Genomic DNA, 25,037 nt, shown 5'->3' on the forward strand with positions numbered 1-25,037 from the left:
CGGGGGATGTCGCAGCGAGTCGGTCCGCCATAGCGTGGATGCATGCTGATCGTCGAGGAACTCCACATGCTGCTTCTCCGGCCCGACGGCCGCGTCGAGAGCGCGGTGAGCGTGAATCGTCTGTACGCCGAGGTCGCGGCCGTGATCGTCGACCTCGCCCTGCACGGGCGCATCTCGATGACCGACGAGAAGAACCCCGTCGTCGAGGTCGTGTCGACCGAGCCGACCGGCAATCCGATCCTGGACACGACACTGCAGCGCCTCGTGCCGCTGCGCGGCAAGCGGTTGCAGTCGATCGTCGTGCGCCCCAAGCTGGATCCGCTCGAGGTCGTGGTCGAGTCCCTCATCGTGCAGGGCGTCCTCGTGCGCGGCGAGCGGGGTTTCTTCGGCTGGGGCTCGGCGCGAACTCCCGAGTCCGATGCCACGCCCGAGCGGGCGCTGCGGGCGCGGCTCGCGGCAGTGCTCGCCGGAACCGGTGCTCCGGCGCAGGCCGACCTGGCGCTGCTGGCGATCCTGCAGAATCTCAACGCCGCGCACGCGATCCTGCGGGATGAGTGCGGCGGTGCGTCCGCGCGCGACCTCAAGAAGCGGATCGAGCAGCTCACGGCGGGATCGCAGGCGGGGAGCGCCGTCGCCAAGGCCGTCAACGATGCGATCACGGCCGCGTTGGTGGCGGTCATGACGCCGACGATCGTGGCGGCGACCATCACCTGATTCGGGTCGGAGCGGCAGCGCCCGTCACCGCAGCACGGACACACGCTCCGCGAGGGCGCCGATGACAGGGCTCGTGTCGTGGGGGTCGACCACGAGACCCGAGACGGCGTCGAGGTCGAGCACCGGGCAGCGCGAGGTCGCGCCGATCTTCTCCTCGCTGCCGAGGACGTAGGTCTGGGTGCAGCGCGCGGCGATGGCGCGTTTGGTGGCGGCGTCGTCGAGGTTGCCGGTGGTCAGTCCGTGCACCGGGTCGATGCCCGTCACCCCCAGGAAGAACAGATCGGCGGCGAGGTGCTGCACCGCCTCCATCGCGAGGGGACCGCTCGCGACCATCGAGAAGCGCGAGAGTTCGCCGCCGATGATCACGACGCGAGCGTCGGAGTGCTCGGCCACGGCGAGGGCGATCGTCGGGCTGGGGGTGATCACGGTCAGGTCGGCCCCGTGCGGCAGCACCCGGGTCATCGCGAGCGTCGTCGTTCCGGCATCCAGCACGATCGTCGAGTTCAGCGGGATCAGTCCGACGGCGCGGCGGGCGACCCGCTCCTTGCTCTCGGTGGCCAGGGACGCCCTCTGGTCGACAGGGCGGTCGGCCGGCGGGATCGGCAGGGCGCCGCCGTACACCCGGACGAGCTCGCCCGCGTCGGCGAGCTCCCGCAGGTCGCGGCGGATCGAGTCCTCCGAGACGCCGAGGTCGGCGGCGACGTCCTTCGCCACCACCCGGCCGTCCCTGCGCAGGATCTGCCGCAGGTGGTCTTTGCGCTGTGCGCTCAGCATCCGACTCCTCGTCCTGTTGATTCACGAAGTTGCACGTTCTTGCACGGTTAACGTTACAGTCTTCTCCATGAACACACCACTGCTGATCCTGATCGCCGGCCCCTACCGTTCGGGCACCGGCGGCGACCCCGCCCTGATCGCCCGCAACCTCGAGATCCTCGAAGAAGCCGCGGCCCCCATCCACCGCCTCGGCCATGTGCCGATGATCGGCGAGTGGGTCGCGCTGCCGGTCCTGCGAGGCATGGACGACACGGATGCCGCCGAGGGCGACGTCATGTACGAGACGGCCCGCCGCCTGCTGCAGCACTGCGACGCCGTGCTGCGCCTGCCGGGCGACTCGGCCGGTGCCGACAAGGACGTCGAGATCGCCCTCGAGCGGGGCCTGCCGGTGTATCGGTCGCTCGACGAGATCCCGGACGGGCGGCTCACGAGGGCGACGGATGAGCCGAACGGCGGGCGGCTGCCTTCCAGCTGATGTCGACGAGAACGGCGATGACCACGATCGCGACGAGAGCGATGGCCGTCGCCGGCTCGTTGACGAGCGTCGTCGTGCAGAAGACGATGAACGTGCCGAGCGTGGCGATCAGGCCGATCACGAGGATCAGCGGATGTGCGCCGGTCTCCCGGAACAGCCGGAGGTGCGCGATGGACACCGCCGAGAACACCAGCAGCGCCACCGCACTGCCGATCGACGCGATCTTGTTGAGGTCGAAACCGACGACGAGGATGATCGCCAGCGCCGCCATCACGAGCAGGCCGACAGGGAAACGGCCGACGGATCGCCCGAAGGCCGGCGGGAACTGGCCGACCGAGGCGAGGTGGGCCGTCATGCCGATGGACGGGTAAAGCCCCGCGTTCACGGCACCGGTCGTCGAGAAGAGCGCCGTGATGACCATGAGGACGTACCCCGCCTGGCCCAGTGTCGGCTTGGCGGCCTCGGCGAGCGCAGTCGCGCCGTACTCCACGACCTGGTCGGCGGTGAGGGTGCCGAAGACGCCGAGCGAGACGGCGACATAGATCGTCGTGGCGATCGCGAGAGCGAAGTAGATGGCCTTCGGAAGCTGACTGGCCGGGTGGGGGAGGTCCTTCGCGGTGAAGGTGATGACGCCGAAGCCGAGGAAGGCGAAGAACGTCAGTGCCACGCTGGCGATGATCTGCTGAACGCCGGGATACCCCGCGGGGGAGAGCAGGGAGGGATCCCAGTTGGCGATGGTCACGACCGCGAACACCGAGAGGATCACCAGCACGACGACGACGATGACGGACTGCACGCGCGCGACGGCCGTGGAGCCCACCGCGTTGAGCGCGGACATGACCAGGATGAGCGCGATCGCGAACACCTTCGCCCAGAAGGCGCTGTCGTCGGCCACGACGGCGCTGGCGTAGCCGCCGAACGAGGTGGCGATCATCGCGACGACGATGGAGCCCGCCGTGAAGAACAGCCATGCACCGATCCCGGCGAGGTGGCCCTGGCCGAACCCCCTCGACAGATAGGCGAGGATTCCGCCGCCGGACGGATACGTCGCGCCGAGCTTGGCGAACGAATACCCCTGGAGAGCGGCGATGATGCCCGCGATGAGGAACGAGACCCAGACCGCCGAGCCGGCGACGGCGCCGGCCGCACCCAGGAGGGCGAAGATGCCGGCGCCGACCATCGAGCCCACGCCGATGAAGGTGGCCTGCAGAACGGTCATGCGCTTCAACGCCTCGGGTGAGCTCACCGGCGTCCTCCTGTCGCTCTCACGTCGTCGTCAGGACCGCGCCGAATCGGCGAAGTTCCGGATGAAGAGGGTCTGGGCGGTGATCATCCGCTCGATCTCCGCGGGGTCGACCGATTCGTCGGAGGCGTGGATGCGGGACTGCGCGGTGTCCTCCGCGCCCCAGAGCAGGATCGCCGCATCCGGCGACACCTTCTTGAGCGATGCGACCAGTGGGATGGAGGCGCCGCTGCCGATGTTCTCGACCGGCGCTCCGTAGGCGTCCGCGAGCGCGGCCTCCGCCGCAGTGATGGCGGGGTGCGAGGGATCGACGGAGAATGCGTGTCCGACCTTGACCTTCTGCACCTCGACCTCGCAGTTCCAGGGGCGCTGAGCCCGCAGATGCGCCATCAGCGCCTCGAGCTGAGCGTCTCCGTCGGAGCCCGGAACGATGCGCATCGACAGCTTCGCCGTCACCTCCGGCAGCAGCACGTTCGACGCTTCCGCGGTGTTCGGCAGGTCCATGCCGAGCACGGTGACCGACGGTTTCGCCCAGATCCGGTCGGACAGGCTCCCCGTGCCGAGGAACTCCACGCCGGGAAGGATGGAGGACCCTTCGCGGTACACGTCCTCATCCATGTCGGCGCCGTCCCACTGCGCGCTGTCCACCCCGCTGATCACGGTGTCACCGTTGTCGTCGTGCAGGGAATCGAGCACCCGGATCATCGCGGTCATCGCATCGGGGGCGGCCCCGCCGAACATCCCGGAATGCACCGGGTTCGCGAGCGTGCGCACCGTGACCGTGCACGCGACATCACCCCGGAGCGCGGTGGTCAGACCAGGCCGTCCTACGCGCTGCGGTCCGATGTCGGCGATCACGAAGGCATCGGCTCGGAAGAGCTCGGGATTGGCCTCGACGAAGGCCTCGAGGTGAGAGATGGTCTCCTCCTCGCCCTCCACGAGGATCTTGAGGCTGCAGGGCAGCTCGGCGCCGAGCGCCTTCAGCGTGCCGTAGTGGATGACGAGTCCTGACTTGTCGTCCGCGGCACCTCGGCCATAGATGCGGCCGTCGTCCTTCGTGACCGGCTCGAACGGCTCGCTCGTCCAGTTCTGGCTCGCGGGGGCGGGTTGCACGTCGTAGTGCGCGTACAGCAGCACGGTCGGCGATCCGGCCGGACCGGGAACGTCGGCATACACGCAGGGATACCCGTCGGGGACGTCGAGCAGGCGGGCGTCGTCGATCCCCGCGGCGTGGAAGAGATCGACCACTGCGGCGCCCATCTCGCGGACGGGCGCCTCGTCGAACCCCGGGAAGGCGATCGAGGGGATCCGCACGAGTCCCTCGAGTCGTCGGATGACGTCCGGCATCAGCTGGGCGACGGCGGTCTTGAGGTCAGCGGAATCGGTCATGGTGTGTCCTTCGGTTGACGGTGATCTGTGTTCACGCGGGAACGACGAGTTGGATCAGGAGGCCGGCGATCACGACGGCCACCCACGACACCAGCATCGGGATCGTGAACGAGTGCCAGATCGGCACCTGGGTGAGCTTCGTCGTGCCGGTGAGGTCGGTCTCGACCGAGGCGATCTGCGAGCCGTTCGCGGGGAACAGCCACACGCCGATGAGGGAGGGCCAGAGTGCGGTGACGACGCCGGGGGCGAGGCCCGCGGCCAGCGCGATCGGGATCAGCGTGTTGGTGGTCGCCGACTGGCTGGTCGTGAGACCGCAGACGATGAACAGTGCGACGGCCAGCCATACGGGGTTGGTCTTGATCAGCTCGCCGAGCGGCTGGATGATGGTCTCCTGGTTCGCGGCGATGAACGTATCGGCCATCCAGGCGATTCCGAACAGCGCCACGGCTGCCGTGAAACCGGCCCGGAGCAGCGGCTGCTCGACGACCCTGGCCGGCTTGACGCGTCGGGCGAGGATGATCGCGAGGGCGACCGTGAACATGACCATCTCGATGATCGTCGTCATGCCGATCGCGGCGACCGTGCCCTCCTCGTCGGGGAACGCCGGACGAAGACCGGGGAAGAGCCCGAACAGGACGATCAGCATCGTTCCCGAGACGAAGATCATCGCGGCGGTCATGCCCCCCTTCGGCACCGGATGCTCGATGATGACGGGCTTGGCGCCTCGGGACTCCGCACGTCGTCCCTTGTCGGCGACCACGGTGGGAGGAGTGGATCCCGACGCCACGCGCCCGGATCCTGTGCGCGCCGCGTACTCGGCCTCGAGCGCCGCGGGCACCTCGACCGTTCCCGCCTCGACGCGACGGAGGAACTCCTCGTCGTCCAGCAGGCTCTTGCCCAGACGCTGCTGGACGAACGAGGTGGCGATGCACGCGACGATCGCCGCCGGGATGGTGATCAGCAGGATCTGCGGCAGGCCGTATCCGGTGCCCTCCATGAGCACGATGTACGCGGCCATGGCCGCGGACACGGGGCTGGCCGTGATGCCGAGGCCGGAGGTGACCGTCGAGGCGGCCAGCGCGCGCTCGGGGCGCTGGCCGTTGCGATACGACGTCTCGTAGATCACCGGGATCAGCGCCAGGAAGATGTTCGAGGTCCCGGAGAGCACCGTGAAGACGAAGGCCACGAGCGGCGCGACGTACGTCAGCCGCTTCGGGTTGGCCTGGATGATCTTCGACGCGATCGACACGAGGTAGTCGATGCCGCCCGCCGCCTGCATCGCCGAGGATGCGGTGATGACCGCGATGATGATGAAGAACGCGTCGACCGGGATCGATCCCGGCGGCAGCTGGAAGCCGAAGACCAGGATGACGGTGCCGACCACACCCCAGAGTCCGAGACCCAGGCCGCCCGTCCGGACGCCCATGACGATCGCGCCGATGACGACGCACGCCTGGAGACCCACGATGAGGTAATCCACGGTTGATCCTTCCGTCAGGCTTCGTGCGCCCCAGCGGCCGGACTGGTCGCTGCGGCCCGCGGGACACACCGCCCCACGCACGCTCGACCAGAAGCTACGCCGCCGCGTCGAGCACTCGCATCATGCGGTGAGGGTGAACTCGGCCCGTCGCGCCGGAGTCACCCCATCTGGATGATTTTCGGCCTCCGGTGGACGGCAGTGCTTGCGGGATCGCTCCGCGTGAACGAACCATGGATGCCGACACGGCGAGGTGGTCGCACGGCCGCTGCCTGACAGGGAGCGATGAGATGACAGATACGCAGTACGCGGCGATCGCCGCTCAGTACGAAGACGAATCGTCGGCGGAGACCGACTTCGATCAGCTCGTGGACCACCTCGGGGACTCGAGCCATAAACACGAGTTCTTCGATGCCGCGCTCATCCGACGCGCCACGGACGGCAAGCTCACCGTGGTCAAGCGCGCACAGAGCGACGCGCACCGCGGCACGAGGCGGGGCCTGAAGATCGGCATCGCCACGGGCATCGCCGCCGCGCTGTTCCCGGCGGTGGCCCTCGGCGCCGCCGTGGCGGTCGCGGGAGGTTCCGGGGCGGGTCTCGGTGCGATCGCGGGACATATCTCGCGCAAGTCTCCGTCGAAGGACCTCGAGGCCATCGGAGAGACTCTCAGCGCCGGAAGCGCCGGGATCGTGCTGGTGGTCGAACCCGAGGATGCCGACGAGGTCGAGTCGTCGCTCGAGCACGCGTCGCAGCTGACACGGCGAGAACTCGCGGTGGACAGGGACAAGCTCGAGCAGGAGGAAGAGGGCGCGTACGAGTGACGCCGGGGCCGCCGTCAGGTCGCCAACCGCGTGCCGGACAGGTGCTCGAGCACGGACCACAGCTCCGTCCCGACATCGACCGAGCGCACCTGCGCGCTCGCCGCGACCCGCGCCGGCGCGCCGCGGAACTCCAGAAGCCCGCCGGGCCCCCAGTAGTCGCCCCCGGTGGCGTCGGCCGCGACCGCCGCATGCACGATCGGCGCCGCGCCCGCGTCCTTGCCCTGCACGACCAGGCGGCTCGGTGCGGCGAGCGCTCGCGCGACGGACGAGACGTCGGCGAGGCCGGGACGACGGGGCGTGAGCGGGTCGACGGCATAGCCGGGGTGCGCGCACAGGGCTGAGCGGGCCGTGCCGCGCCACCGGCGCGCGAGCTCGAAGGCGAAGGCCATGAGCGCCGCCTTCGAGCGGCCGTACTGCCGCAGCGACGGGCCGCTCCACGGGGCGGAGAGAGTGGCGGGGTCGATCTCGGCGAAGCGATGGGCCAGCGATCCTACGGCCACGACACGCGCGTCGTCGGCGAGCAGGTGCTCGAGCTGCGCGAGCAGCGCGAAATGCCCGACGACGTTCGTGCCGATCATCAGATCCAGACCGTCGGCCGTGCGGGCATCGCGGTCTGCCGCCTTGACCCCCGCGTTGCAGATGACCGCGTCGATCCGCTCGTCGAGCGAGGCGCCGGCGGCAGCGATGCTCGCGAGCGACCCGAGATCCATCGGCACGATGTGGAGGTCGGCGCCGGACGCGTGCGCGCGGATCGACGAGACCGCGACTTCGGCGCGCTCGGCCGACCGGCATCCGAGGAGCACCCTGGCGCCGTGCGCGGCGAGGATCTCGGCGCACCAGTAGCCGATGCCCGCGTTCGCCCCCGTGACGAGGATCGTACGGCCGGCGAGATCGGGGAGCGCGAGGGGCGAGGCGGGCATGCCCTCCAACCTAGGCGGTGATGCCCACGCGATCGGCCGTGCGGATGATCGTCGCGAAACCGCGCGCCGCCAGGATGCTCTCGGTGCGCCGCATGATGTCGTCGCCCGTGACCGCGGCGAGGTCGCCGGTGGCCGCGATCGACGAGGTCACGACGAATCTGTGACGAATCCCGCTCGGCGCTCGTCCTATCCATGAGCGACCCACACACGCTCCCGACGAGGCCACCGCGGTCCGTCCGGCACATCGTGAGACGAAGGATTGGTCATGGCAACTCAGGATCAGAACACCCCCACCAGCCCCGCCGAGAAGGAGCTCGCTCAGACCTCCGCCGCGTCGAAGCCGGCCGCCTCGGGCTCGCGGGTCGATCGCTCGTCGTCCTTCTCGACGTCGCGGATCCCCGCCGACTCCGACGCCGCGGGCAAGACGGTCATCGCCGACGGCGTGGTCGCCAAGGTCGCAGGCATCGCCGCTCGTGAGGTCGCCGGCGTCTACGCGCTGGGCGGCGGGGGAGCACGCGCGTTCGGTGCGATCCGCGATGTGATCAACGCGACCGACCTCGCGCAGGGCGTCAAGGTCGAGGTCGGCGAGACGCAGGCAGCCGCAGACCTGACGATCGTGGTCGAGTACCCCGCCCCCATCCAAGAGGTCGCGAGCAACGTCCGCGCCGCCGTCGCGGGGGCGATCAGCCGACTTGTCGGTCTCGAGGTCGTCGAGGTCAACGTCGAGGTCAACGACGTGCACGTGCCCGGCGATGACAGCCAGGAGAACGAGGAGTCGCGAGTCTCATGACCCCCACCACCACAGGCGCGCTGATCGGCGCACTGCTGGCCCTGGCCGCTCTGCTGTTCGGGTTCTGGGGATTCCTCCTCATGGCCCTGTTCGCGGGCATCGGAGCCGTGATCGGCCGGATCGCCTCCGGAAAGATCGACGTCCGCGGTCTCGCGGACGCCCTCACAGGGCGGCGCACCTCCTGATGCGCGTCGACCAGCACCTCGCCGCCGGTGGCGGCCCCGCGCGGGCCGCCACCGCGGAGGCCACCGTCCCTGGGCGCATCGACGTGAAAGAACGCGTCTACCGCACGGTCACCGAGAAGGCGTCCGCAACCCTGATCGGTGTGCCGCGCGGTGACGTGAAGGTCGACGTCACCGAGCACCCGGGCGGGATCGCGGTGCGCATCGCGACTCCGCTTCCCGTGCCCGATCTCGACGACACCGTCGCGATCTCCCAGAGCGTCCCCGTGCTCGACCGCGCTCGCGAGCTGCAGGAGCAGCTGGCGACGACTCTCAGCGGTCTTCTCGGACGCGACGTCACCCGCATCATCCTCACCATCACCGGTGCCACGATCCCCGAGAGGAGACGAGTGCGATGAGCACCCCGGTTCTTCGTCGCGTCGTCCGACGCGAGACCCATTCACCGCGCACGGTCGCGATGTTCGTCGCGGTCATCCTCCTCATCCTCGCCCTCGCATACATCGGGCTCGAGATCGTGCTGAGCCTCGCGGCGCAGCCCGCGCTGCTGCTCGGTCCCGCCGCGGCGGGCGGATGGCTGGTGGGTCTGCCCACCGCGCAGCCCGCCGGGCTCGTGATCGCGGGCAGCGTCGTGCTCGCGGTGATCGGGGTGGTGCTCATCGTGCTGGCCGTCACCCCGGGGCGCCTGTCGAGGCACACCCTCGAGGCGGGCGACCGGGCCGTCGTCGTCGACAACGGCGTGATCGCCAGCGCCCTCGCCCAGCACCTCTCGGAGGCGACGGGTCTGGCACGAGAGAACATCACCGTCGGCGTGGGTCACCGCAGCGTCGACGTGACCGTGCGACCGGGCGCCGGCATCCCCCTCGACAAGGCCGCCGTGCAGTCGGCCGCCGAGGCGGAGCTGCAGACCTATCGACTGACCAGGAGTGTCCGCACGCGAGTGCGCATCGAGCGCCCCGCCGAGCAGGAGGACGAGCTGTGAACAACACCAACCGTGCACTGAACCGCACCCTGCTGCTGGTCATCGGACTGCTCTTCCTCGGTCTGGGCGCCCTCGGCATCGCGATCATGAGCTGGCCGACCGCCTCCGACATCTGGACGTCGGCAGGCACCGACGCCCGCTCGTGGCTCGATCAGGCGATCGCCGCGACGGCCATCGCCGGGGGCAGCCTCTCGTGGATCGGCATCGCAGCGGTGGCCGCGATCCTCGTCGTGATCGTGCTGCTGGTCGTCGCCCTCTTCAGCGTCTCGGGCCGCAGGTCGAAGACCGCGCTCCGCTCGAGTGGAGCGCAGAACCCGCTCGGACGCGTCACGGTCACCGAATCGTTCGTGTCGGATGCCGTGAAGAACTCCCTCGACGGGAGAGCCGAGATCCTGTCGTCGCAGGTCACCGCGAACGACATCCGTCGCGAGCCGGTGCTGCACGTGGCCGTCACGCCCCGCCAGAACACCGACCCGCGGGAGCTGGTCGATCACATCGACAGGCTGCTCACCAACCTCGCCACCCTGACCGGCCGCGAGAGCGCCACCTACGTCTCGATCCACACCGGTCTGCGGGCGCGGCTCGCGCACGATCAGCGGCGACTGTCGTGACACAGGAACTTATCGTCGGTCGCGACATGCAACGGCGATAAGACGTCGGGAATCCCCCCGTCGTCACGATCACCCTCACGAAAGGAGCTCCTCATGGGACTCGATGACAAGATCAAGAACGCCGCTCAGGACATCGCCGGCAAGGCGAAGGAAGCGATCGGCAACGCGACCGACAACGACAAGCTCGTCGCCGAAGGCAAGGCCGACCAGGTCAAGGCCGACGCGAAGAAGGCCGGCGAGAACGTCAAGGACGCGTTCAAAGAGTAAGACCCCGGCGCGGGCGGATGGAGCGGTGTCACGCTCCATCCGCCCGTTGCTGTGTGAGCCGCCCGGTGGCCGTCGGGCTCGCGCCCGCGAGACGACGCCTAGGTCCGAACGACCGAGACGCCGAGCTCTTCGATCCCCGCCGCGGTGGCATCGCTGAGCCCGGCATCCGTGACGATCATGTCGAGATCGGTGAGGTCGAGCACACGGTAACGCCCGAACGTGCCGTACTTCGAGCTGCCGGCGACGAGAACCGTCTCGCTGGCGCTCTCGAGCGCCGCGGTCTTGGGGGCGATCTTCGATTCGGTCGGCGTGGTGACGCCCCGGCGCAGATCCCACGACGACGACGACAGGAACGCGATGTCGATCGACAGCTCATGCAGGGTGAGGGCTGCCAGGCGGCCGGTCGTCGACTGGTTGGCCTTCTCGACGCGGCCGCCGATCGCGATGATGTCGGCGGTCGGGTGGTCGAGGAACGCGGCGATGATCGCGAGATCGTTCGTCACGATCGTGAGATCGCGGATGCCCTCGAGATGCGGCCGCATCGCCTGGATCGTCGTGCCGGCGTCGAGATAGATCGTCATCGACTCCGTGACGAGGGATGCCGCGTGACGGGCCATCGCGTCTTTCTCGGCCACGTCCTGGCGAGCCTTCTCGAAGCGCGTCGGCTCGGTGACCAGCCGTGAGGCGATCTTCGCGCCGCCGGGCGTCGCGAGCACGCGGCCGGCCTCTTCGAGCACCGAGATGTCGCGCCGGATGGTCATGTGGCTGACCCCCAGGAGGTCGGTGAGCTGTCGGTAGCTCAGCACGCCCTCGCGGCGCAGGTGCTTGACGATCAGCTCGCGGCGCTGCTCGGGGATGAGCGGCGTCGATGCGGCAGAGGCGGGCTTCGTCATGTCGTGGTCAGCCTAGCGAACGAGGGTGGCGCTCTCGGTCCATGGGGTGCCCCACCGGGCGGCCAGTTCTGCCACGTCGTCAGCGGGCAGCAGTCGCCGGGACTTCCCATCGGTCAGCAGCGTGATGCGGCACGCCTCTTCGAGTTCGATCGCGGCTTCGATCGCCGCATCCAGCCCGGTCGCCGAGACGATCTGCCCGTGATTGGCGAGCAGGGCGCCTTGGAACGGAAGCGGCAGGGCCAGCAGCTGGGCTGCGAGGTCGGGATCGCCGGGAACACGGAAGGGGACGAGCGGGGTCTGCCCGACGCGCATCACGAAGTACGGGGTGAGCGGCGGGATCGCACTCGCCTCGGACCAGGGTTCGAGGCAGCTGGCGGCCACCGCGAACGGCGAGTGCAGATGCACGACCGCCGAGTGACCGGGATTCTTCGCGTAGAAGGCCAGGTGCAGAGCCAGCTCCTTGGAGGGCTTGGCGCCGCGCACGAACTCGCCCTCGAGGGTGACCACGGCGATGTCCGGCTCCGACAGCCGACCGAGGTCGGTGCCCGTTCCCGTCATGTAGACGAGGTTTCCGGCGAGGATGCTGACATTGCCGCTGCTGCCGGGGCTGATCCCGGCGGCCGCGACACGCGCGCCCGCGGCGATCAGGTCGTCAATCGGTGAGGTCATCGAGCGCCCTCCAGGCGGTGGTGAACATGTCGTCGGAACCGAAGTTGCCCGACTTGAGTGCGATGGTGAGTGCGCCGTGCGCCGAGTCGGCGGCGCTCCAGCAGACGCCGGGCGCGATGCGGGGGCCGATGTGCAGGCGCTCGATGCCGAGGCGGTGCACGACCGCGCCCGAGGTCTCGCCGCCGGCGACGATCACCTGTGTGACGCCCACGTTCTCGACCGCTCGGGAGACGATCTCCGAGAGCACCTCTTCGATGCGGTGGGCGACGGTGTTGCCCGCGGATCCGCGGCGGATGTCATCGAGCGAGCCGACCGAGTACACGACGGGGATCTCGTCATCGGCCAGACCCTGCAGCCACGACACCGTCTCGATGATGACGCGCTCGGGGTCGGCTGCGATCGCCTCGATGTCGAGCTTGCGGGTCGGCAGTGTCTCGGCCGCCTGCGCGATCTGTGCGCGGGTCTTCGCCGAGGCGCTGCCGCACACGATCAGGCGTCGCCCGGGAGTCCGCGCGATCTGCGAGAGGGTGCCGGGTCGCGGGCCGGTCATGCCGAGCGCGAGTCCCGCCCCGCCGCTCACGACGCGCCAGTCCGACACCGCTGTCGCGATGGTCTCGAGATCGGCATCGGTGATCGCATCCACGACGGTATAGCCGGCGGGTTCGGCGGCGAGGGCGTCGCGGAGCGACCTCGGGCCGGCCCAGACCGTCGGCGCGGCGATCTCGCCGATGTCGCGGGAGGTCTGCGGGGCGAGGATGTCGCGCAGACGCGACTGCGTCATCGGGGTGAGGGGGTGATGGCGCATGGGAGAGTGCTCGAGCAGATCGTCGCCCACGAAGAGGTGGCCGCGGTAGACGGTGCGGCCGTTGTCGGGGAAGGAGGGCACGACGATCGTGCGCTGTTCGCCGAGCTCGTCCATCACGGCGTCGAGGATCGGGCCGATGTTGCCCTCTGGGGTGGAGTCGAAGGTCGAGCAGTACTTGACGTAGAAGCGCTGCGCGTCGACCGCCTCGAGCGCCGTGACCGCCCGCACGCTCTGCGCGACGGCATCGGCGACCGGAGCGGTGCGCGTCTTCAGGGCCACGACGACGGCATCCGCATCGCCCAGTTCCCGCGGGTCGAGAGGTGCATCCTCGATCGACACCACCGCACGGAAGCCGCGCTCGCGCAGCGCGATGGCGAGATCCGTCGCGCCGGTGAAGTCGTCTGCGACTGCGCCGATTTCGATCACGCGTCCTCCTCGGAATAGGTGACACCATTTGACCACGTGTGAATCCATGTGAACAAATTTGATAATTCTGTATGACTGTGGAAAAGTGATCGACGCCCACGGGAGAACCCGCTCCTCAGGCACCGCACGACCGCACGGAACGTCCCGTGCAGAGGGGACCACCGATGACCCGCGCTCCTATCCGCGTCGCTCTCACCGGCGCACGTGGAGGCTTCGGCCGCACCTTCCTCGCCCAGCTCCGGTCGATCGATCGGATGACGGCCACACAGCTCATCGACCCCGACGTCGACGGAGTGCGCACCCTCATCTCCGATCTCGGCGGGCTCCCCGACGCCGAGGCGATCCCCGGTCACGACGACGTCCGCTGGGACGAGATCGACGTGCTCGTCGAGGCATCCGGCCGGGTCGAGGCGGGCTACCGCTATGTCGCAGAGGCGATCAGCCGCGGCATCCACGTCGTGATGGTGAGCAAGGAGATCGAGAGCGTCGCCGGTGTCTCGCTCGCCACGGCGGCTCGCGAGCGCGGGGTCGGCTACCTGCCCGGCGACGGCGACCAGCCCGCCAACCTGCTGCGCCTGCTCGACTGGGTCGAGAAGGTCGGTCTGCACGTGGTCGCGCTCGGGAAGTCCGGCGAATACGACCTCGTCTTCGACCCCGCCACCGGCATCCTCGACCAGCAGGGTGAGCGCATCGACGCCGCAGGCCTCGTCGACCACCTGTTCCTCGCCGACGACATTCACGAGACGCTCGCCGCTCGCGCCGAGATCGTCGCTCCGCTCAAGCGCGCCGCGGCCGCCGACTCGTGCGAGATGGCCGTCGTCTCGCTCTACTCCGGGGCCACAGCCGACACAGAGCGCATGCACTACCCCGTCGCGCGCCCCAGCGAGCTCGCCGACATCTACGCCCGCCGCTCCGACGGCGGGCTGATCGACACCGACCGCGCCGTCGACGTCTTCTCGGCTCTGCGCCTGCCCGGCGAGACGAGCTTCGCCGGGGGTGTCTTCACGATCGTCACCACCGGCGACGACGAGGTGTGGGAGCTGCTCGCGGGCAAGGGGCACATCGTCTCGCGCTCGGGCGAGTACGCCTGCATCTACTGGCCGTATCACTTCATGGGCGTGGAGACACCGCTCACGATCGACGCCGTGGTCTCGGGCGCGACGCCGTTCGCCGCGCCGCGCCACCACACCGTGCTCGCCGCCCGCTCGTCGGCCGCGCTCACCGCCGGCACGACCTTCGAGGTGCGCGGCCACCACCACGAGATCGACGGCGTTCGGCCCGTGATCATCGACCGCGACGACGCACTGAGCGACACCGACGAGGCGCTCGCCGCGGCGTACTACCTGCTCTCCGGCGCGCGGCTCGCGCGTGACGTGGCCGAGGGCGAGCTCATCCGCATCTCCGACCTCGAGGGCATCGCCGACGACGTGCGCGCCGCGTTCGTGGAGGGTGTGCGGCTGTGACCGTCGAGGCAGCTCGCCGCATCCGCCAGGCTCGCCTGCCCGAAGGGTACGAGCTGCGGATCGTCGACGCCCATCATCACTTCTGGGACCTCGACGGCGACGGACACTGGCCCTGGATCCAGGACGAGTACAACGAGGACTTCTTCCTCGGCGACTACAACGCCATGCGTCGCACCTTCCTGCCGCGCGAGTACCTCGCCGAGACGGCGGGCTGGGACATCGTCGCGACGGTGCACTGCGAGGCGGAGCGCAGCCGCAGCGAGCAGGTCGCGGAGGATGACTTCCTGCAGAGGCTCAGCGACGCCACCGGCGGGCGCCTCCCGATCGCCGCCGTCGCACACGTCGGCTTCCTGCAGCCCGATCGCGACGAGGTGCTCGCCGCCCACGCGCAGCGGCCGATCGTGCGCGGCATCCGCTCGAAGCCCGTGATCGCGCGTCGCGCCGGCGACAGCGCGACGGGGACGGGCACCCTCCACGACCCGCAGTGGGTCGAGGGGATCGCAGCGCTCGCCGCACACGGATTCTCGTGGGACCTGCGGGTGCCCTACTATCACCTGTCCGAAGCTGCAGACGTGCTCGCCGACTTCCCCGAGCTGCCCGTGGTCGTGAACCACTGCGGTCTGCCGCTCGATCGCTCCGACGAGGGCCTTCGTCTCTGGCGCGACGGCATGGAGCGCCTCGCCGCGCTGCCCCGCACCGTCGTCAAGGTCTCGGAGCTCGGCCTGCACCGCAACCGCTGGGATCGACCGTCGAACGAGGTCGTCGTGCGCGACACCCTCGCGATCTTCGGCGCCGACCGCGCGCTGTTCGCCTCGAACCTGCCGGTCGCGACGCTCACCGCGGCCGACTTCGACGAGGTCATGGACACGATCCTCGCCGGGGCCGCAGATCTCGATGCCGACGGCCTCGACGCACTGTTCCACCGCACGGCCGCGCGCGTCTACCGGCTCGACCTGTCGTCGCCCGCCACCGAATCACCCGCCACCGCCGCACTCTCCGAGGACCACTGATGACCACCGTCGACCAGGGCACCGCCGCCCGCACCGCACGCCCCACGAAGATCCGCTGGTGGGTCATCGTCGTGCTCTTCGTCTTCTACACGATCAACTGCATCGACCGGGCGTCGCTCTCGGTCGCCCTGCCCACGATCAGCGCCGAGTTCCTGCTCGAACCCGCCGTGCAGGGTCTCATCCTCTCCGCCTTCTTCTGGACGTACTGCCTGTTCCAGATCCCCGGCGGCGCAGCGGCCGACAGGTTCGGACCGCGCCGCGTGATCGGCATCGCCGCGGTGATCTGGGGCTCCTTCACGGCACTCGCGGGTCTCGCCGTCAACGCCGTGATGCTGGTGCTCAGCCGCCTCGGCCTCGGTGCCTTCGAGGCGCCGTACATGCCCTCGGCCAACAAGCTGGTCACCCGCTGGCTGCCCGCGAAGCATCGATCCACCGGCGTCACGCTCATCGACTCCGGTGCGCCTCTGGGCTCGGCCTTCGGTGCGCTCGTGGTCACCGGCCTGATCACGGCGACCGGATCGTGGCGCTGGTCGTTCATCATCATCGGTCTCGCGACCGTCGTGATCGGCATCGGCGTGGCGCTGTTCATCCGCAACCATCCGTCGGAGCATCCGCTCGTCAACCGCGCCGAGGAGGAGCTGATCCGCTCGGGCGGCGTCGAGGAGCGCGTCGAGGAGGAGCCGCCGGGCATGAGCCGGGCGACCGTGTTCTGGATGGTCGTCGGACGCATCGGCTGGGCGATGGTGTTCTGGGGCCTGGTCACCTGGGGTCCCACGTACCTGTCGCAGGCCCGGGGCCTCGACCTCGCGGCGATGGGCTTCGCCACGTTCCTCATCTTCCTGTGCGGAGCGTTCGGTGAGATCCTCAGCGGCATCCTCGCCGACACCCTGCAGAAGCGCATGTCGCCGAACCGCGCGTTCAAGCTGCTGTTCGGCGGGTCGGGTGCGCTGAGCCTGATCGCGCTGGCGGCGCTGCCCTTCGTGAACGATGCCGGGACCGCGGTGACCCTGCTCTGCATCGGCGTCTTCTTCAACCTGTTCGGCGGTCTGTACTGGACGATCCCGGGTCGTCTCGCCAAGCCTGAGCGCGTCGGCGTGGTCGGCGGCGTGATGAACTTCGCCGGCACCTCGGCGGGAATCATCGTGCCGATCGTCGCGGGTCTTCTGGTTCAGTTCACCGGCGGCTACACCGCCGTGCTCATCTACCTCGCGGTCTGCGCCGCGATCTATCTGGTCGGCTCGCTCTCGATCGACTTCGAGGGGCGCGGAGTGCGCAAGGCGGCGGTGCATGCCTGACCTCTACGACGGGCCGATCACCGACTCTCATCACCACGTGTGGGATCTCGGTCTGGCGCGTCACCCCTGGCTCGCTCCGGGGGCGAGCGTCGCCCACCGGTACGGCGACTACGAGCCGATCAAGCGCGACTACCTGCCGACGGACTACCTGGCGGACATCGAGGCGACGGGTGTCGTCGCCTCGGTCTACATGGAAGCCGAGTGGGTGCCGGGCGACGGACTGGCCGAGGTGCGCACGGTCGAGCGCTACCGCGAGGAGTCGGGGGTGCCTGGCTCCATGGTCGCGCAGGCCTGGCTCGATGCTCCGGATGCCGCTCAGCGCCTGAGCGAGCTGGCCGCGGTGCCCGCCGTGAAGAGCGTGCGGCACAAGCCCGGAGGGCCCACGTCGCCCGCCGAGGTCGCCGCAGGGAGGCGGTCGCTGCTGAGCGACGACGCGTGGCGCGAGGGCTACGCCCGCCTCGGCGGACACGGCCTGCACTTCGACCTGCAGACCCCGTGGTGGAACCTCGACGAGGCGCACCGTCTCGCCGTCGACTTTCCCGAGACGACACTGGTGATCGATCATGCGGGCGTGCTGTCGTCTCGCGATGCCGAGACGGTCGCCGCCTGGCGTGCCGCCCTCGAGCGGATCGCCGAGGCCCCCAACGTCGTCATCAAGGCATCCGGACTCTGCGTCGCCGGCACGCCCTGGACCGTGCAGGCGAACCGGGGTCCGATCGAGGACCTCGTGCGGATCTTCGGCGCCGAGCGGGTGATGTTCGGCAGCAACTTCCCCGTCGACGGCATGTTCATCGACTACCGCGGACTGGTCGACGGCTACCGCGAGATCCTCTCGACCTTCGACGCCGACGCCCAGCGTGCGGTCTTCCACGACACCGCTCAGCGCGTGTACGACCCCCGACCTCTCTCCGACTCCACGACCTGATCACAGACCAAGGACCCCTCATGACCGTCAATGACGACAAGCTCTTCCGGAAGGTGATGCTGCGCGTGCTCCCGCTCGCGATGCTCGGCTTCTTCCTCTCCTACCTCGACCGTGTGAACATCGGCTACGCGCAGGCGACCATGAGCGCCGACCTCGGGTTCTCCAACGTGGTCTACGGCCTCGGCGCCGGACTCTTCTTCATCGGGTACTTCATCTTCGAGATCCCCTCGAACCTCATCCTCGCCAAGGTCGGCGCGCGTCGCTGGATCGCGCGCATCATGATCACCTGGGGCATCATCTCGGGTCTGATGTTCATCGTCGACAGCGAGTGGATGTTCTACCTGCTGCGGTTCCTGCTGGGTGTCGCCGAGGCGGGGTTCATCCCCGGCATCCTCTTCTACATGGCCCACTGGTTCCCGGCCAGCCGTCGCGGCCGCGCCTGGGGCATCTTCTACATCGCGCTCGCGTCGTCGGGACTCATCGGAGGCCCCGTCTCGGGCTTCATCCTCAGCGGCATGGACGGCGTCTGGGGTCACGCGGGCTGGCAGTGGCTGTTCGTGATCGAGGCGATCCCGACCGTGCTGCTCGGCATCGTGATTCTGTTCTGCCTGCAGGAGGACTACCGCACCGTCACCTGGCTCACCGAGCCCGAGCGTGACCGACTCGGCTCCCTGCTCGCCGCAGAGCGGGTCGACGAGGCCGAGACTCCGCTGCGCAAGGTGTTCACGAGCAAGCTGATCTGGCTGCTCACCGCGGTGTACTTCTCCTACAACTTCGCCCTCTACGGCATCAGCTTCTGGTTGCCCACGCTCATCGGCGACCTCGGCATCACCGACACCGTGCAGATCGGATTCCTCAGCGCGCTGCCGAGCCTCGCCGCGATCGTGTCGATGGTGACGTTCGGATTCCTGTCGGACCGTGCAGGCGAGCGACGGAAGTTCATCGCCGCGGCATTCCTGCTCAGCGCCACCGGATTCGCGATCTGCATCATCGCGGGCACCGACCCGGTCTGGGGCATCATCGGACTCTGCCTCGCGAATGCCGGTGCGCTCTCGATCCCGGCGATCTTCTGGAGCTTCCAGACCTCGATGCTCGCCGGCACCGCGCTCGCGGGCGGAATCGCACTCATCAACTCGACCGGCAACCTCGCCGGCTTCGCGGCGCCGTACCTGATCGGCTTCGTGAAGGACACCACCGGCGTCGCGACGATCGCGCTCTACATCACCGGCGGCATCATGATCGTGGGCGCGATCCTCACGATGACCGTGCGCCAGCACCGCGCAGTCGCCTCGGCGAAGGACCTCCCCTCGGAGCTGGTCTCGAAGTAGTCCCCGCTGCTTTCTCGAGACCGACGAAGCCCCCGCGCGCGATCGCGTGCGGGGGCTTCGGCGTGGATCGTGGTGCGCAGTTCAGCTGATCGCGGCGCGCAGCGCGGCGGCGGCGTCTGCGACGTTCTCCGCGCTGTAGATCGCACTGCCGGCGACGGCGACCTGAGCGCCGGATGCCTGCACGGCGGCGATGCTCGACGCGTTGACGCCGCCGGCCACCGAGAAGGCGACCCCGGATGCCGTGCCGTCGGTGAGCAGGCTGTCGAGCGAGTAGCCGTCCTGCGCCTGCTCGTCGAGCCCTGCGTGCATCTCGACGAACTCTGCGCCGAGGCCGATGACCTGCTGCGCGCGTGCCGGCTTGTCGGCCACGCCGATCAGGTCGACCACGATGCCCTTGCCGTGCTTCTTCGCGGCCTTCACCGCACCGGCGATCGTGCTGTCGTCGGCGGCGCCGAGCACGGTCACGAGGTCGGCGCCGGCGCCGAAGGCGATGTCGGCCTCGAGCTCGCCGGCATCCATGGTCTTGAGGTCGGCGAAGATGACCTTGTCGGGGTGAGCGCTCTTGAGCGCGGTGATCGCCGACAGGCCCTCGCTCTTGATCAACGGGGTGCCGAGCTCGAGGATGTCGACGTGAGCGGCGGCAGCCGCAGCCAGCTCGAGGGCCTTCTCGGTGCTGAGTGTGTCGATGGCGAACTGCAGTTTCATAGGTGTTCCGTTCGTTCTGCGGGGTGGATGGTGGGGCGGCAGCCGCTCATTCGAGGTTCGCGTGGCGCGGCCACAGGTCGTCGGCGCTGGTGCCCTGGCGCTGCCAGAGTGCGTGGAAGAGGCCGTCTCCGATGACGACGACGGCCTGCTCGAACAGGCTCGCGGCGTACTGCTGCGAGGTGTCGGACGTGCGGTCGAGCTTCTGGGCCGCCGGCACCCGCACGACGACGTCGGCGAGCTCCGACAGGGGAGAGGTCTCTGCGGTCGTGATCGCGGCGATGCGCGCCCCGACCGATGACGCCCGGTGCGCCGCCCGGACGATCGAGTCGGTGGTTCCTGACCCGCTCGCCGTGAGCAGCAGGTCGCCGGCGGCGATCGCGGGGGTTGTGGTCTCGCCGACCACGTGCGTGTCGAGCCCGAGATGCATGAGACGCATCGCCGTCATCCGGAGTGCGAGCCCTGAGCGTCCCGCGCCGAGGAGGAAGACGCGGTCGGCGTCAGCGATCAGGTCTGCCAGATCGATGAGCTGATGCGCGTTCGCGATGCTGGTGCGCTCGGCGACCTGGAGTAGCTGGTTCGCGACGAGCGAGATGGCAGCGCCGGGCGAGATCGTGGCGGTGAGAGGCATCTCTCCACTCTCGGGGGCATCGGGAAGTCGAGGGCTCCTACCTCAGGACCGTTCCTGCCCACCCGAAAGAATGGGGGCGGATAGAGTAGGTCCCCATGAGCATCGACGAACAGGCGGGCGCCGTGGCATCTCGCCGCCTGGCCGCAGACCACGCCCTCGCTCTCGCCGAGCAGCGCGACCGCTACGCCCTCACCCTCGAGTCGCTCCTCGCGACGCTGCGCTCGCAGCGCCTCGATGACCGGGCGGCGCGCACGATCGCAGTCGACGTCGCGGCTGGGGCGCTGGTCGGACTCCGGACTCACAACGACGAGCAGGGTGCGGGACTCGAACCGGTGACGGGAGCCTTCGACCGCCTGAGGGGAGACCTCCGGCCGCTCGTCCGGTACAGCGAGCTCGACGTGCAGTTCGTCGAGCCGCCGGCCAACGGTCGGGCGCTCCCGGGGGTGATCGCGCACTCGGCGCGGTCGATCGTGCGGAGCACCGTGCTGGCGATCGTCGACCGCGGCGAGACGCGGCGCGTGCGCATCCAGTGGGACTGCGACGGACTCAATCTGCTGATCGCCATCCGCGACGACGGCCGCGGAGACCTGACGGCTCACGATGACGCGCTGCGCCCGATCGCCGAGCAGGTCTCGGCGCTGTCCGGCGACCTGTCGGTGGCGTCGACGCCCGGATGGGGGTCGGAGGTCGGCATCCGCCTGCCCCTCGACCCGCCCGCCGAGCCCGGTGAGCTACCGGATGCGATCGACGCGAGCCCCCGCGAGCGCGACGTTCTCCGCCTGGTGGCTGCGGGGCGTCGCAACCGAGAGATCGCCGAGACCTTGAGCGTGAGCGAGAACACGGTCAAGTTCCACGTGTCGAATCTGCTGCGCAAGTCCGGTGCCGGGTCGCGCGTCGAACTCGCCGCCATCGCGCGCGGCTGACCGCCCGGACGGGTAGGGGAGCGCCTGGTCGAAAGGAGGGGCCGGATGCCGTCGCGCCCGCCCCTCTTGACTCCCGCGCTCAGCGTTCTAGCGTTACAGGCATGTGCCGCAACATCATCCCGCTGAACAACCTCGCGCCACCGGCGACCGACGACGAGTGCCACGAGGCCGCCGTGCAGTTCGTCCGAAAGATCTCAGGAACGAACGCGCCGTCGCGGGCGAACCAGGACGTCTTCGACCATGCCGTCGCCGAGATCGAACGCTCGGTGCGGCAGCTGCTCGACGGTCTCGTGACGACCGCACCTCCGAAGAATCGCGACGAGCAGCGCGAGAAGAGGCAGGCGCGGTCGGCCGAGAGATATGAGGCGATCCGCGTCTTCCAGCAGGCCAAGCGCGCGGCACGGGCCGACTGACGAGAAAAATCCATCCGGGTGCATCCAAACCCCGGGTTCCCCGGGAACAACTCCTATGAAGGGCCGCGCAGGGCGGTCCCCGAACAGGAGGAACAGATGCGCAAGACAGTCGCCGCCGGCCTCGCCGTCGGAATGATCACCGCTCTCTCTCTGGCCATGCCGGCCGGCGCCGCCACCACCCAGGCCGCACAGCTCTCGGTACTGCACGCCATTCCCGACACCCCCGTCGACGTGTACGTGAACGGGGAGCTGACCCTCGACGACTTCGCACCGGGAGATCTGGCCGGTCCGCTCGAGCTTCCGGCGGGTTCGTACGAGGTCGCTCTCACCGCGCCGGACGCGGCTGACGCGAGCGCTCCGATCCTCGGGCCCGCGACCATCGCTCTCGATTCCGGCGGGAACTACACCGCTGTGGCCCACCTGACCGAGGCGGGCGACCCAGGGCTCACCCTCTTCACCAACGACATCTCGCAGACCGCTCCCGGTCAGGGGCGGCTGACCGTGCGTCACACCGCCGCGGCCCCCGCGGTCGACGTCCTCGCCGGCGGATCGCCCGTGATCGAGAATCTCACGAACCCGAACGAGGCGAAGCTCGACCTCCCGGCCGGCACGGTGTCGGCGGCCGTCGCCCTGACGGGCACGACCGATCCGGTCATCGGTCCGGCAGACGTCGCGATCGAAGAGGGCGTCAACACGATCGTCTACGCGTGGGGCAGCGCCGAAGACGGCAACCTCGCGATCGCCGCTCAGACGATCTCGGGACTCCACTCCAACCCCGACGGTGTGCCCTCGGGCACCGCGGGCTACCTCGCACAGCAGGACGCCTCGGCGAACGCGCTCCTCTCGGCCGGCCTCGTCGCCCTCACGATCGCGACCGCTGTGGGCGCGGGCCTGATCGTCCGTCGCCGCCAGACGGTGCGCTGATGCTCCGAGGCACGCAGCGGAACGCCGGTCCACGCCGCGTCATCCTGACGCTCGGGGCCCTGGTCACCGCGGCGTGCCTCGTGGCATGCACACCGGGAGGGGCGGGCGCGGATCTCCCTCCTTCCACGGAGTCGCCCCCCACGACTCCATCGCCCGTCCCTCCCACTCCCACCAGAGACGTCGCCGTGCGGCCGGGTGCTCTCCCCACCCCGACCGCATCGGTCGCTCCGGTGGGTCTGGCCATCCCCTCGCTCGCCATCGACATGCCGGTGACGGACGTCGGGGTGGCCGACACGGGACAGATGGAACTGCCGGTGGACCCCGCCATAGCCGGCTGGTACCGATACGGAGCGGATGCCACGAGCACGAGCGGCCGGATTCTGATCGCAGCGCACGTCGACGCGGTCGACTATCCGATCGGACCGCTCGCTCGCCTGCGGGACGTGCCCGCGGGCGAGACCATCCGCCTCACCGCCGCCGACGGCAGCAGCCGCGAGTTCGTGGTGCAGTCGCTGACCTACTACGAGAAGGCGGCTCTGCCGACCGACGAGCTCTTCCAGCGCGGTGGACCCTCGGCGCTGGTGCTGGTGACGTGCGGTGGACCTTTCGACAGCCAGACCGGGCACTACCGCGATAACGTGGTCGCGGTGGCGGTCCCGCGATGAGGCGAGGCGATCACCGTGGAGAGGAGACTCCGGGTGGATGAGACCACCGAAGCCGAGGCGGCGCTCGATCGACGTTTTGTCGCGGGCGACGAGCAGGCGCTCGCGGAGCTCTACCGGCGCTGGTCGCCCGTCGTCTTCACTCTGGCGCTGCGCTCGCTCGGAGATCGCGGTGACGCCGAAGACGTCACCCAGCGCACGTTCGTGTCGGCGTGGAATTCGCGGGCGGGGTACGACTCCTCGAAGGCCCGACTGTCGACCTGGCTGATCACGATCGCGCGGCGCCGGATCGCCGACACCTTCGAGGCGCGGGCGAAGGTGCAGCAGCTGCAGGCCGAGATGGAGCGTCTCACCCCGCCCGACGCGCTCGTCTCGGAATCGATCGATCTGTCCGAGACTCTGCTGCTCTCGAGCGAGCTGCAGCAGCTGGCGCCGGACGCGCAGGCCGTCATGCGGCTGGCCTTCTACGATGACCTGACCCACGAAGAGATCTCACACAGAATGGGGATGCCGCTCGGCACCGTGAAGAGCCATATCCGCCGAAGCCTTGCCCGCATGCGCGACCGATTGGAGGTGAACCGTGTCACATCTCGATGACGACGAGATCGCCCTGATCGCGATGGGCGAACCCGCCGGGTCCGACGCCGACAGGGAGCACCTCGTCGAGTGCGAGTCCTGCGCCGCCGAGGTCGCCGAGATGTCTCGGGTAGCGCTCGTGGCGCGCGCCAGCGTCGTCGAGGGCGATCTGGAGTCACCGCCCGCCGACGTCTGGTCGAGGATCCACGGCGAGCTCGGGCTCACCGCAGCGGTCGCCGCCGACCCGGCGTCCGAGGCGGCTGTTCCGCAGCTCCGCGTTCGCGTGCGGTCGCGCCGTCGCTCCTTGGCCACCGTGTGGATCCTCGCGGCGTCGATGGCGCTCGTCGTCGCGATCGGCGCAGGCGTCTGGATCGCCCGCACGCTGACGCCCACGTCCGCGGTGATCGCCTCGGCCGAGCTCGCGGCGTTCCCCGATCACCCCGGCGCGACGGGGCGGGCCCAGATCGGCGACGACGGTGACGGGCGGCTCACGCTGACGGTGACTCTCGACGGCGATGAGCGCACCGCCGGCGAGTACCGCGAGGTGTGGCTCATCCGCGAAGACGGTCAGGCGCTGATTAGCCTGGGGGTGCTCGACGAGCCGTCGGGCACGTTCCGGGTGCCCGACGATGTGGACCTCGACGAGTACCGCCTGGTCGACATCTCCTTCGAGCCCGTCGACGGCGACCCGGCGCACTCGGGGGATTCGATCGTGCGCGGCGAGCTCGACTTCGCCTGAGCGCCGAGCGT

Annotated in this window: 31 protein-coding genes; 20 read left to right on the forward strand and 11 right to left on the reverse strand. The window is 69.4% G+C overall.

From position 1 onward, the window contains the following. The first annotated feature begins 42 nt into the window (after positions 1 to 42). Entirely contained in the window at positions 43 to 714 is a 672-nt protein-coding gene (locus AB0N61_RS13135) for a GPP34 family phosphoprotein (RefSeq protein WP_363364675.1), read from the forward strand. A gap of 24 nt (positions 715 to 738) precedes the next feature. Here the strand turns inward: AB0N61_RS13135 and AB0N61_RS13140 are convergent, their stop codons facing one another. Then, positions 739 to 1,488 carry a DeoR/GlpR family DNA-binding transcription regulator gene (locus AB0N61_RS13140; protein WP_363364677.1) on the reverse strand — a complete coding sequence of 250 codons (750 nt, stop codon included), beginning with the start codon at positions 1,486 to 1,488 and terminating at the stop codon, positions 739 to 741. Between the two features lie 67 nt (positions 1,489 to 1,555). Between AB0N61_RS13140 and AB0N61_RS13145 the strand changes: the two genes are divergently transcribed. After that, the gene (locus AB0N61_RS13145; RefSeq protein WP_363364679.1) at positions 1,556 to 1,963 is read left to right on the forward strand and encodes a DUF4406 domain-containing protein; all 408 of its coding nucleotides are present in this window, start codon (positions 1,556 to 1,558) and stop codon (positions 1,961 to 1,963) included. Here the strand turns inward: AB0N61_RS13145 and AB0N61_RS13150 are convergent. The 3 genes from AB0N61_RS13150 to AB0N61_RS13160 are packed head-to-tail and all read right to left on the reverse strand — an operon-like array spanning position 1,914 to position 6,075. Then, the gene (locus tag AB0N61_RS13150; RefSeq protein WP_363364681.1) at positions 1,914 to 3,209 is read right to left on the reverse strand and encodes an APC family permease; all 1,296 of its coding nucleotides are present in this window, start codon (positions 3,207 to 3,209) and stop codon (positions 1,914 to 1,916) included. The genes AB0N61_RS13145 and AB0N61_RS13150 overlap by 50 nt on opposite strands. 30 nt (positions 3,210 to 3,239) lie before the next feature. Then, entirely contained in the window at positions 3,240 to 4,595 is a 1,356-nt protein-coding gene (locus tag AB0N61_RS13155) for a M20/M25/M40 family metallo-hydrolase (RefSeq protein WP_363364683.1), read from the reverse strand. A 31-nt stretch (positions 4,596 to 4,626) separates the two neighbouring features. Further along, on the reverse strand, positions 4,627 to 6,075 hold the full coding sequence (locus tag AB0N61_RS13160) for an anaerobic C4-dicarboxylate transporter family protein (protein WP_363364685.1): 1,449 nt from the start codon (positions 6,073 to 6,075) through the stop codon (positions 4,627 to 4,629). A gap of 287 nt (positions 6,076 to 6,362) precedes the next feature. On the opposite strand from AB0N61_RS13160, the gene AB0N61_RS13165 reads away from it, so the two are divergent. After that, complete coding sequence (locus tag AB0N61_RS13165) at positions 6,363 to 6,893, forward strand: DUF1269 domain-containing protein (RefSeq protein ID WP_363364687.1); 531 nt, start codon at positions 6,363 to 6,365, stop codon at positions 6,891 to 6,893. 14 nt (positions 6,894 to 6,907) lie between these two features. Here the strand turns inward: AB0N61_RS13165 and AB0N61_RS13170 are convergent, their stop codons facing one another. Together AB0N61_RS13170 and AB0N61_RS13175 are read right to left on the reverse strand one after the other, a co-directional pair. After that, positions 6,908 to 7,813: an SDR family NAD(P)-dependent oxidoreductase gene (locus AB0N61_RS13170; RefSeq protein ID WP_363364688.1), complete on the reverse strand. Its 906-nt coding sequence runs from the start codon at positions 7,811 to 7,813 to the stop codon at positions 6,908 to 6,910. A 10-nt stretch (positions 7,814 to 7,823) separates the two neighbouring features. Continuing rightward, positions 7,824 to 7,964: a hypothetical protein gene (locus AB0N61_RS13175; RefSeq protein WP_363364690.1), complete on the reverse strand. Its 141-nt coding sequence runs from the start codon at positions 7,962 to 7,964 to the stop codon at positions 7,824 to 7,826. Positions 7,965 to 8,078: 114 nt separating this feature from the next. On the opposite strand from AB0N61_RS13175, the gene AB0N61_RS13180 reads away from it, so the two are divergent. The 6 genes from AB0N61_RS13180 to AB0N61_RS13205 all read left to right on the forward strand — a co-directional run bounded on the left by AB0N61_RS13180 (position 8,079) and on the right by AB0N61_RS13205 (position 10,642). Continuing rightward, positions 8,079 to 8,603, forward strand: coding sequence for an Asp23/Gls24 family envelope stress response protein (locus tag AB0N61_RS13180; protein ID WP_167948187.1), 525 nt, complete (start codon positions 8,079 to 8,081; stop codon positions 8,601 to 8,603). Continuing rightward, the gene (locus tag AB0N61_RS13185; protein WP_363364693.1) at positions 8,600 to 8,788 is read left to right on the forward strand and encodes a DUF2273 domain-containing protein; all 189 of its coding nucleotides are present in this window, start codon (positions 8,600 to 8,602) and stop codon (positions 8,786 to 8,788) included. The genes AB0N61_RS13180 and AB0N61_RS13185 overlap by 4 nt, the downstream gene beginning before the upstream one ends. Then, positions 8,788 to 9,183 carry a hypothetical protein gene (locus tag AB0N61_RS13190; protein WP_363364694.1) on the forward strand — a complete coding sequence of 132 codons (396 nt, stop codon included), beginning with the start codon at positions 8,788 to 8,790 and terminating at the stop codon, positions 9,181 to 9,183. The genes AB0N61_RS13185 and AB0N61_RS13190 overlap by 1 nt, the downstream gene beginning before the upstream one ends. After that, a complete protein-coding gene (locus AB0N61_RS13195) occupies positions 9,180 to 9,764 on the forward strand; it encodes a DUF6286 domain-containing protein (RefSeq protein WP_363364695.1) in 585 nt (194 codons plus the stop codon). Before AB0N61_RS13190 ends, AB0N61_RS13195 begins: the two co-directional genes overlap by 4 nt. Next, entirely contained in the window at positions 9,761 to 10,375 is a 615-nt protein-coding gene (locus tag AB0N61_RS13200; RefSeq protein WP_363364698.1) for a hypothetical protein, read from the forward strand. Before AB0N61_RS13195 ends, AB0N61_RS13200 begins: the two co-directional genes overlap by 4 nt. Positions 10,376 to 10,468: 93 nt before the next feature. Further along, on the forward strand, positions 10,469 to 10,642 hold the full coding sequence (locus AB0N61_RS13205; RefSeq protein WP_167948192.1) for a CsbD family protein: 174 nt from the start codon (positions 10,469 to 10,471) through the stop codon (positions 10,640 to 10,642). Between the two features lie 98 nt (positions 10,643 to 10,740). On the opposite strand, the gene AB0N61_RS13210 is transcribed toward AB0N61_RS13205, so the two are convergent. Genes AB0N61_RS13210 through otnK form a run of 3 tightly spaced genes read right to left on the reverse strand, consistent with a single transcriptional unit; the run spans position 10,741 to position 13,435 of the window. Continuing rightward, positions 10,741 to 11,535, reverse strand: a complete 795-nt coding sequence (locus tag AB0N61_RS13210) for a DeoR/GlpR family DNA-binding transcription regulator (protein ID WP_167948193.1) — start codon at positions 11,533 to 11,535, stop codon at positions 10,741 to 10,743. Between the two features lie 12 nt (positions 11,536 to 11,547). Beyond that, on the reverse strand, positions 11,548 to 12,204 hold the full coding sequence (locus tag AB0N61_RS13215; RefSeq protein WP_363364701.1) for a class II aldolase/adducin family protein: 657 nt from the start codon (positions 12,202 to 12,204) through the stop codon (positions 11,548 to 11,550). Beyond that, positions 12,188 to 13,435 carry a 3-oxo-tetronate kinase gene (gene otnK / locus AB0N61_RS13220; RefSeq protein WP_363364702.1) on the reverse strand — a complete coding sequence of 416 codons (1,248 nt, stop codon included), beginning with the start codon at positions 13,433 to 13,435 and terminating at the stop codon, positions 12,188 to 12,190. Before otnK ends, AB0N61_RS13215 begins: the two co-directional genes overlap by 17 nt. Positions 13,436 to 13,599: 164 nt before the next feature. Between otnK and AB0N61_RS13225 the strand changes: the two genes are divergently transcribed. Genes AB0N61_RS13225 through AB0N61_RS13245 form a run of 5 tightly spaced genes read left to right on the forward strand, consistent with a single transcriptional unit; the run spans position 13,600 to position 19,456 of the window. Beyond that, positions 13,600 to 14,898, forward strand: coding sequence for a homoserine dehydrogenase (locus AB0N61_RS13225; RefSeq protein ID WP_363364704.1), 1,299 nt, complete (start codon positions 13,600 to 13,602; stop codon positions 14,896 to 14,898). After that, positions 14,895 to 15,908, forward strand: a complete 1,014-nt coding sequence (locus AB0N61_RS13230; RefSeq protein WP_363364706.1) for an amidohydrolase family protein — start codon at positions 14,895 to 14,897, stop codon at positions 15,906 to 15,908. Before AB0N61_RS13225 ends, AB0N61_RS13230 begins: the two co-directional genes overlap by 4 nt. Then, positions 15,908 to 17,203, forward strand: coding sequence for an MFS transporter (locus tag AB0N61_RS13235; RefSeq protein WP_167948197.1), 1,296 nt, complete (start codon positions 15,908 to 15,910; stop codon positions 17,201 to 17,203). The genes AB0N61_RS13230 and AB0N61_RS13235 overlap by 1 nt, the downstream gene beginning before the upstream one ends. Next, the gene (locus AB0N61_RS13240) at positions 17,196 to 18,128 is read left to right on the forward strand and encodes an amidohydrolase family protein (RefSeq protein WP_363364709.1); all 933 of its coding nucleotides are present in this window, start codon (positions 17,196 to 17,198) and stop codon (positions 18,126 to 18,128) included. The genes AB0N61_RS13235 and AB0N61_RS13240 overlap by 8 nt, the downstream gene beginning before the upstream one ends. A 20-nt stretch (positions 18,129 to 18,148) precedes the next feature. Then, positions 18,149 to 19,456 (forward strand): MFS transporter, encoded by a 1,308-nt coding sequence (locus tag AB0N61_RS13245; RefSeq protein ID WP_363364710.1) that lies wholly within the window; start codon positions 18,149 to 18,151, stop codon positions 19,454 to 19,456. 81 nt (positions 19,457 to 19,537) lie between these two features. Here the strand turns inward: AB0N61_RS13245 and hxlA are convergent, their stop codons facing one another. Together hxlA and hxlB are read right to left on the reverse strand one after the other, a co-directional pair. Further along, positions 19,538 to 20,161 (reverse strand): 3-hexulose-6-phosphate synthase, encoded by a 624-nt coding sequence (hxlA, locus tag AB0N61_RS13250; protein WP_363364712.1) that lies wholly within the window; start codon positions 20,159 to 20,161, stop codon positions 19,538 to 19,540. A 46-nt stretch (positions 20,162 to 20,207) separates the two neighbouring features. After that, on the reverse strand, positions 20,208 to 20,789 hold the full coding sequence (gene hxlB, locus AB0N61_RS13255; protein ID WP_363364714.1) for a 6-phospho-3-hexuloisomerase: 582 nt from the start codon (positions 20,787 to 20,789) through the stop codon (positions 20,208 to 20,210). Positions 20,790 to 20,884: 95 nt separating this feature from the next. On the opposite strand from hxlB, the gene AB0N61_RS13260 reads away from it, so the two are divergent. The 6 genes from AB0N61_RS13260 (at position 20,885) to AB0N61_RS13285 (ending at position 25,026) form a co-directional block, all read left to right on the forward strand. Continuing rightward, a complete protein-coding gene (locus AB0N61_RS13260) occupies positions 20,885 to 21,712 on the forward strand; it encodes a LuxR C-terminal-related transcriptional regulator (RefSeq protein WP_363364715.1) in 828 nt (275 codons plus the stop codon). A gap of 101 nt (positions 21,713 to 21,813) precedes the next feature. Next, positions 21,814 to 22,125: a DUF2277 domain-containing protein gene (locus AB0N61_RS13265; RefSeq protein ID WP_167948203.1), complete on the forward strand. Its 312-nt coding sequence runs from the start codon at positions 21,814 to 21,816 to the stop codon at positions 22,123 to 22,125. Between the two features lie 96 nt (positions 22,126 to 22,221). Further along, complete coding sequence (locus tag AB0N61_RS13270) at positions 22,222 to 23,049, forward strand: DUF4397 domain-containing protein (RefSeq protein ID WP_363364717.1); 828 nt, start codon at positions 22,222 to 22,224, stop codon at positions 23,047 to 23,049. A 185-nt stretch (positions 23,050 to 23,234) separates the two neighbouring features. After that, positions 23,235 to 23,714 carry a class F sortase gene (locus AB0N61_RS13275; RefSeq protein ID WP_363364719.1) on the forward strand — a complete coding sequence of 160 codons (480 nt, stop codon included), beginning with the start codon at positions 23,235 to 23,237 and terminating at the stop codon, positions 23,712 to 23,714. 33 nt (positions 23,715 to 23,747) lie between these two features. Next, complete coding sequence (locus AB0N61_RS13280) at positions 23,748 to 24,308, forward strand: sigma-70 family RNA polymerase sigma factor (RefSeq protein ID WP_167948206.1); 561 nt, start codon at positions 23,748 to 23,750, stop codon at positions 24,306 to 24,308. Beyond that, on the forward strand, positions 24,292 to 25,026 hold the full coding sequence (locus AB0N61_RS13285) for an anti-sigma factor (protein WP_363364722.1): 735 nt from the start codon (positions 24,292 to 24,294) through the stop codon (positions 25,024 to 25,026). The genes AB0N61_RS13280 and AB0N61_RS13285 overlap by 17 nt, the downstream gene beginning before the upstream one ends. Positions 25,027 to 25,037 lie beyond the last annotated feature (11 nt).

The organism is Microbacterium sp. NPDC089320, assembly GCF_040684875.1.
In the GTDB taxonomy this organism is placed as follows: Bacteria; Actinomycetota; Actinomycetes; order Actinomycetales; family Microbacteriaceae; genus Microbacterium.